Here is a 416-nt window from a genome sequence, read left to right as displayed (position 1 = left end):
GAGCCCACCTGGGCCTTGCGGTCGGCGGAAAGCTCGCTGTTCTGGCGCTCGCGCTCGGCGGCCAGGATACGGGAGGCCAGCACCTTCATGGCGCGGGCCTTGTTCTTGTGCTGCGAACGTTCGTCCTGGCAGGTCACCACGGTACCGGTGGGGATGTGGGTGATGCGCACGGCGGACTCGGTCTTGTTGACGTGCTGGCCACCGGCACCGGAAGCGCGGTAAATATCGATGCGCAGGTCTTCGGGGCGGATCTCCACGTCCACTTCCTCGGCTTCGGGCATCACGGCCACGGTGGCGGCGGAAGTATGGATGCGGCCCTGGGTCTCGGTGGCGGGCACGCGCTGCACGCGGTGGGTACCGGCCTCGAACTTGAGGTGGCTGTACACGCGGTCACCGGAGATGAGGCAGATGATTTC

Annotated in this window: 1 protein-coding gene; it reads right to left on the bottom strand. The window is 66.6% G+C overall.

Annotation, left to right across the window (positions count from 1 at the left end):
* The coding region (locus JWG43_RS18840; RefSeq protein WP_205244439.1) for a peptide chain release factor-like protein at nucleotides 1-416 on the bottom strand (416 nt) is incomplete at both ends.

Source organism: Desulfobulbus alkaliphilus (genome assembly GCF_016918545.1).
Lineage (GTDB): Bacteria > Desulfobacterota > Desulfobulbia > Desulfobulbales > Desulfobulbaceae > Desulfobulbus > Desulfobulbus alkaliphilus.
Note: the sequence above shows the minus strand (reverse complement) of the source record. Positions and strands in the feature narration are given on the sequence as shown.